This window comes from Streptomyces sp. S6, from assembly GCF_054880855.1.
The window spans coordinates 1-5,707 of the sequence record NZ_JBTYMC010000377.1 but is presented as its reverse complement, the minus strand read 5'-3'; the positions used below and the strand labels follow the sequence as shown (position 1 = coordinate 5,707).

Below are 5,707 nucleotides of genomic sequence, written 5' to 3'. Positions count from 1 at the left end.
GCCGCCGCAGGATCCCCTCGTACACGCCGGGCCCGTACTCCCCGGCGTTGCCGTCCCCCCGCTCCCCCGCCCCGATCCCGCCCACGGCTCCCTGCCTTCCCCTCGACCGGGGACGCGCCCCCGCCTCCGAGGCCGCCCGGCCCCACCGCTACCAACCCCGCTCCGACCGGCGGGTTACGGCCTCGCGGAAGATCGGCGCGGCGGCGCGATGCGCTCCTGTGCCGAAGGGGACGGCATCCGGCTCCCGGAACCCCCGGGACGCCTGACCGGAACCGTTTCTCCACCCAAGTCCCCAGCTCAGGCAGCTCGTAGCGAAACCGTTGCCGTTCCCACGGAAGTCCCTCACAGCGAGCGCATATCGTGTGTTGCCGTTCCACGTGACCGCGCAATCGGCTCGAACTCACCCTCCGAGCGGCCGATTTCTCCCGTCACGGCTCCAAGTACGCAGAAAGCAGGGGGAGTTCAGACATGCCATCCATACGGCCGCCGTTCACCGCTCGTCGAAGGCACCGGGCGGCGCTGTCCGCGGTCGCCATGGCCTCGGTCCTCGCGCTCACGGCCACCGCGTGCAACGGCGACGACCAGGCGAGCGGTTCGCCGTCCGCCGCGGCCTCCGCCTCCGACGGCGGGAAGGTCCAGATCCCGAGCGACCTCCTGGACCGGCTCAAGCAGCACGGCATCGACCTCGACAAGTGGAAGAACGGCGCCTGGAAGAACTGGGACAAGAACGGCTGGCTGCGCGAGGCCCAGGACTTCGTCAACCCGATCATCGAGGGCCTGTGGGACCGGGACCGGATGCGGGACGCCCAGGACCCGGACCGGGGCGTGGACGACAGCGACCTGTCGGGAGACCAGGGTGTGACGGACCCGGAGCCCGCGCCGGTGGACGCGAAGGCCGTGGCGGCGAAGTACCACGCGAACGTGCCCGAGGCGGGCAAGTTGTTCTTCGACTCCCCCGAGGGCTCGATGGTCTGCTCGGCGACGGTCGTGCAGGACCCGGCGCACCCCGGCAAGTCCAACCTGGTGTGGACGGCGGGCCACTGCGTGCACGCCGGCAAGAAGGGTGGCTGGTACCGCAACATCGCCTTCGCCCCGTCGTACAACGACAGCGCGATGCCGACGTCGGCGCTCCGGACCGCGACGCGTGAGCAGGTGGCCCCCTACGGCGTGTGGTGGGGCGACTGGGCGCAGACCTCTCAGCAGTGGATCGCGCAGGGCGGCCCGACGGGCGGCGACGGCGCGGCGTACGACTTCGCGGTCATCCACGTCACCCCGGAGAAGGGCGGCTCCGGAAAGTCGCTGGAGGAGACGGTCGGCGGGGCGCTGCCGGTGGACTTCGCGGCTCCGGCGGTCGCGAAGGTGCCGGGTATCACGGCGACCGGCTACCCGGCGGCGGCGCCGTTCGACGGGCAGAAGCTGTACCAGTGCGCGGACAGGCCGGGGCGGCTCTCGCTGTCGACGGCGGACCCGACGATGTACCGGATCGGCTGCACGATGACCGGCGGTTCCTCCGGTGGCGGCTGGATCGCGAAGGGGAAGGACGGCAAGCCCGCGCTGGTCTCCAACACGTCGATCGGCCCGGCCACCTCGGGCTGGCTCGCGGGGCCGCACCTCGGCGAGGTCGCGCGGGGCGTGTACGAGTCGGTCAGCAAGAAGACCGCAGGCCAGTGACGCAGCGAAGCGCCGCCCCCTCGCACAACGGGGGCGGCGCTTCGTCGTATCCGCGTCAGAGCGCCTGCGCCGGGGTGTACGGCGCGAGGTCCGCGGCCAGTTCCTCGTTGACCCGCGCCTTCAGCAGCGTGCCCTCCGCGAGGTGCTCGGCGGAGATCACCTCGCCCTCGGTGTGGGCGCGGGCGACCAGCTTGCCGTGCGTGTACGGCACGAGCGCCTCGATCTCGACGGACGGCCTCGGCAGCTCGTCGTCGATCAGTGCGAGCAGTTCGGCGATGCCCTCGCCGGTGCGCGCGGAGACCGCGATGGAGCGCTTCTCGATCCGCAGCAGCCGCTGGAGCGTGAGCGGGTCGGCGGCGTCCGCCTTGTTGATGACGACGATCTCGGGGACGGCGGTCGCGCCGACGTCCCGGATCACCTCGCGGACGGCGGCGAGCTGCTCCTCCGGGGTCGGGTGCGAGCCGTCCACGACGTGGATGATCAGGTCGGACTCGCCGACCTCCTCCATCGTGGAGCGGAACGCCTCGACCAGGTGGTGGGGCAGGTGCCGGACGAAGCCGACCGTGTCCGCCAGGGTGTACAGCCTGCCGCTCGGCGTCTCCGCGCGGCGGACGGTCGGGTCCAGGGTCGCGAACAGGGCGTTCTCGACCAGGACGCCCGCGCCCGTGAGGCGGTTGAGCAGCGAGGACTTGCCGGCGTTGGTGTAGCCCGCGATGGCGACGGACGGCACCTTGTGGCGCTTGCGCTCCTGGCGCTTGATCTCGCGGCCGGTCTTCATCTCCGCGATCTCCCGGCGCATCTTCGCCATCTTCTCGCGGATCCGGCGCCGGTCCGTCTCGATCTTGGTCTCACCGGGGCCTCGGGTGGCGAGACCGCCGCCCTTGCCACCGCCCATCTGCCGCGACAGGGACTGACCCCAGCCGCGGAGCCTCGGCAGCATGTACTGCATCTGCGCGAGCGCGACCTGCGCCTTGCCCTCCCGGGACTTGGCGTGCTGGGCGAAGATGTCGAGGATCAGGGCCGTGCGGTCGATGACCTTGACCTTGACGATGTCTTCGAGGGCGATCAGCTGGCCGGGGCTCAGCTCGCCGTCGCAGATCACCGTGTCGGCGCCGCTCTCCAGGACCAGGTCGCGCAGTTCCTGGGCCTTGCCGGAGCCGATGAACGTGGCCGCGTCGGGCTTGTCACGGCGCTGGACCACGCCGTCGAGGACGTACGCGCCGGCCGTCTCCGCGAGGGCGGCGAGCTCCGCGAGGGAGTTCTCCGCGTCGCGTGCGGTGCCGGTGGTCCAGACGCCGACGAGGACGACCCGCTCCAGCCGCAGCTGGCGGTACTCGACCTCGGTGACGTCCTCCAGCTCGGTGGAGAGACCGGCCACGCGGCGCAGGGCCGCGCGCTCGGAGCGGTCGAACTGGTCGCCGTCCCGCTCCTCGTCGATCGTGTGGCTCCAGGCGACGTCCTCTTCCATCAGGGCATCGGCCCGAAGACCGTCGGCATAGGAGTGCGCGGCGCGCTGGGTGTCCTGGGAAGGGGAAGAAGAGGAGGTCATTGGGTCCTTACGTCGTCGAAGATGCCGCTAGGGCGCCTGTCACCCTGCTCAACGCACGAGCCCCGCGGAAGATTCCCGCACCTCGGCCTCGTACCACGCCGGCCCGAAAATGTTCGCACGGCCCGCCCCGCCGCGTCATCGGCTTATCCGAGGCGGGACGGGGCCGGAGGTGCCCTTCACGAGCCCACAGGGCCCTTCCTGCGCCCTCACCGCGTGCCTCAGGGGCGTCCGTGGCGTGCCGCGGGCTGCTCCTGCGCCGGCTTCGCCTTCACCGGCGTCCTGGACTTCCAGTCCGGGTGGCCCGGCATCGGCGGGGTCTTCGTGCCGTGGAGCCAGGCGTCGAAGAAGGCGCCCAGGTCGCGGCCGGAGACGCGTTCCGCGAGGCGGGTGAAGTCGGCGGTGCTCGCGACACCGTCGTGGTGCTCGGTCACCCAGGCGCGCTCCAGGCGTTCGAAGGCGGGGCGGCCGATGGTCTCGCGGAGGGCGAAGAGGACGAGGGCGGCGCCGTCGTAGACGACGGGCCGGAAGATGCTGATCTTCTGGCCGGGCTCGGGGCCCTTGGGGAGGGCGGGCGGACCGCCGGCCGCGCGCCAGCGGTCGGACTCCCCGTAGGCGGCCTTCATCCGGGCCTCCAGTGTGCGGCCCGCCTTCTCCTCGGCGTACAGGGCCTCGTACCAGGTGGCGTGCCCTTCGTTGAGCCACAGGTCGGACCAGGCGCGCGGGGAGACACTGTCGCCGAACCACTGGTGCGCCAGTTCGTGGACCATGATCGACTCGACGTACCACGCGGGGTATCCGGGCTCGGTGAACAGGTCCTTCTCGAACAGCGACAGGGTCTGCGTCTCCAGCTCGAACCCGGTGGTGGCGCCCGCCATGAGCAGCCCGTACGTCTCGAACGGGTAGGGGCCGACCTTCGACTCCATCCAGGAGATCTGGTCCGGCGTCTTCGCCAGCCAGGGCTCCAGGGCCTCCCGGTCCTGCGTCGGGACGACGTCCCGGACGGGCAGTCCGTGCGGTCCCTCGCGGTGCAGGACGCTGGAGCGGCCGATGGAGACCTGGGTCAGCTCGGTCGCCATGGGGTGCTGGGTGCGGTACGTCCATGTCGTGGTCCCGCGCGCGCGGTCGACGCCGGCGGGCAGGCCGTTGGCTACGGCCGTGTAGCCGTCGGGGGCGGTCACCCTGATGGTGAACATCGCCTTGTCGGAGGGGTGGTCGTTGCAGGGGAAGACCATGTGCCCGGCGTCCGCCTGGTTCGCCATGGCCAGCCCGTCCTCGGTCCGCACCCAGCCGCCCTCGCCGTCCTCCGGGGGCACCGGGTCGCTGGTGTGCCGGACAGTGATCCGCATCCAGCTGCCCTCGGGGAGGGGGCGCGCCGGGGTGACGACGAGGTCCTCGCCCGCGCGCGCGTAGGTCGCCGGTTCGCCGTCGACCTCGACCGACTCGACGTCGCCGTGCGCGAAGTCCAGGTTGACGCGCTCCAGCCGTTCGGTCGTCCACGCGTCGATCGTCGTCACCGCGCGCAGCGGCTTGTCGTTGCTCCCGGGGTACGTGAAGTCCAGGTCGTACGCGGCGACGTCGTACCCCGGGTTGCCGAGGTTCGGGAACAGCCGGTCCCCGATGCCGAGTTGCTCGGGGGGCGCGCTCGCGGCGACGAGGCAGAGGGAGAGCGCGGAGGCGACGAAGGCGGCCTGGGCGAGACGGCGGGGGCGGTACGCCGGGCGCTGGGGGGCTCGGAGTGAGGCGGGGGTGGGATCGGCCGTCCCGGTGGCTTCGGCCGGGGAGGCCTGGATCCGGGAGGCTTCGGTTCGGGAGCTGCGCAGCATGCCCCACCGCTACCAGCGCACCTCTCCCCCACGGCGCCGACTCGCACCCGACCCACCCGAACGGGTTGCCCGGGAGGGGCTGAGTTGCCGGGGACAGGGGTGCTACGCGCGCGGGGACCCCAGCCGGACATCCCTACGCGCGCGTGCCCGCCCCGAAACCCGGCCCCTCAGTGCGCCCCCGCATGATGCTGCGCCCTGCTCACGTCGTACACCCCAGGAACGTTTCTCATCGCGCGCATGAGGCTGAGGAGTTCGCCCGCGTCGGCGAGTTCGAGGGTGTAGGTGTGCCGGACGCGCCCCTGGGAGGGCGGTTCGACGGTGGCCGAGACGATCTCGGCGCCTTCCAGGGCGATCGCCTCGGTGAGGTCGGCCAGGAGATGCGGGCGGCCGAACGATTCGGCGAGGAGGGTGACCCGGCACGCGGTGGAGTCGCCCCAGTGGACGTCGGCCTCGGGCCGCCCGGCACCACGCATGCGCGCGACGGCGGCGCACTCGACGCGGTGGACGGTGACGACTCCCCCGCGCACGGCGAACCCGGTGACCTCGTCGGCGGGCACGGGCGTACAGCACCCGGCGAGCCGCACGCTCACCCCTGGCCGCCCGGCGACGGAGATCGAGCTCCCCGCGCGCGCGGCGGTCGACGGGTGCGGCAGCGGCGCGTCGG

General features: G+C 72.2%; 4 protein-coding genes and 1 pseudogene. 2 read left to right on the top strand and 3 right to left on the bottom strand.

Features of this window, described 5'->3' with window-relative positions:
- Together ACVNF4_RS31615 and ACVNF4_RS31610 are read left to right on the top strand one after the other, a co-directional pair.
- Positions 1–266: pseudogene (locus ACVNF4_RS31615) on the top strand (hypothetical protein); the annotation flags it as partial.
- Between the two features lie 202 nt (positions 267–468).
- Positions 469–1,671 carry a trypsin-like serine peptidase gene (locus ACVNF4_RS31610; RefSeq protein ID WP_461806310.1) on the top strand — a complete coding sequence of 401 codons (1,203 nt, stop codon included), beginning with the start codon at positions 469–471 and terminating at the stop codon, positions 1,669–1,671.
- 55 nt (positions 1,672–1,726) lie between these two features.
- Here the strand turns inward: ACVNF4_RS31610 and hflX are convergent, their stop codons facing one another.
- The 3 genes from hflX to ACVNF4_RS31595 form a co-directional block, all read right to left on the bottom strand.
- Positions 1,727–3,220, bottom strand: coding sequence for a GTPase HflX (gene hflX, locus ACVNF4_RS31605; protein ID WP_461806309.1), 1,494 nt, complete (start codon positions 3,218–3,220; stop codon positions 1,727–1,729).
- 218 nt (positions 3,221–3,438) lie between these two features.
- Positions 3,439–5,043: a M1 family metallopeptidase gene (locus ACVNF4_RS31600; protein ID WP_461806308.1), complete on the bottom strand. Its 1,605-nt coding sequence runs from the start codon at positions 5,041–5,043 to the stop codon at positions 3,439–3,441.
- 167 nt (positions 5,044–5,210) lie between these two features.
- Positions 5,211–5,707 (bottom strand): ACT domain-containing protein (locus tag ACVNF4_RS31595; RefSeq protein ID WP_461806307.1); only part of this gene is annotated, 497 nt, incomplete at its 5' end.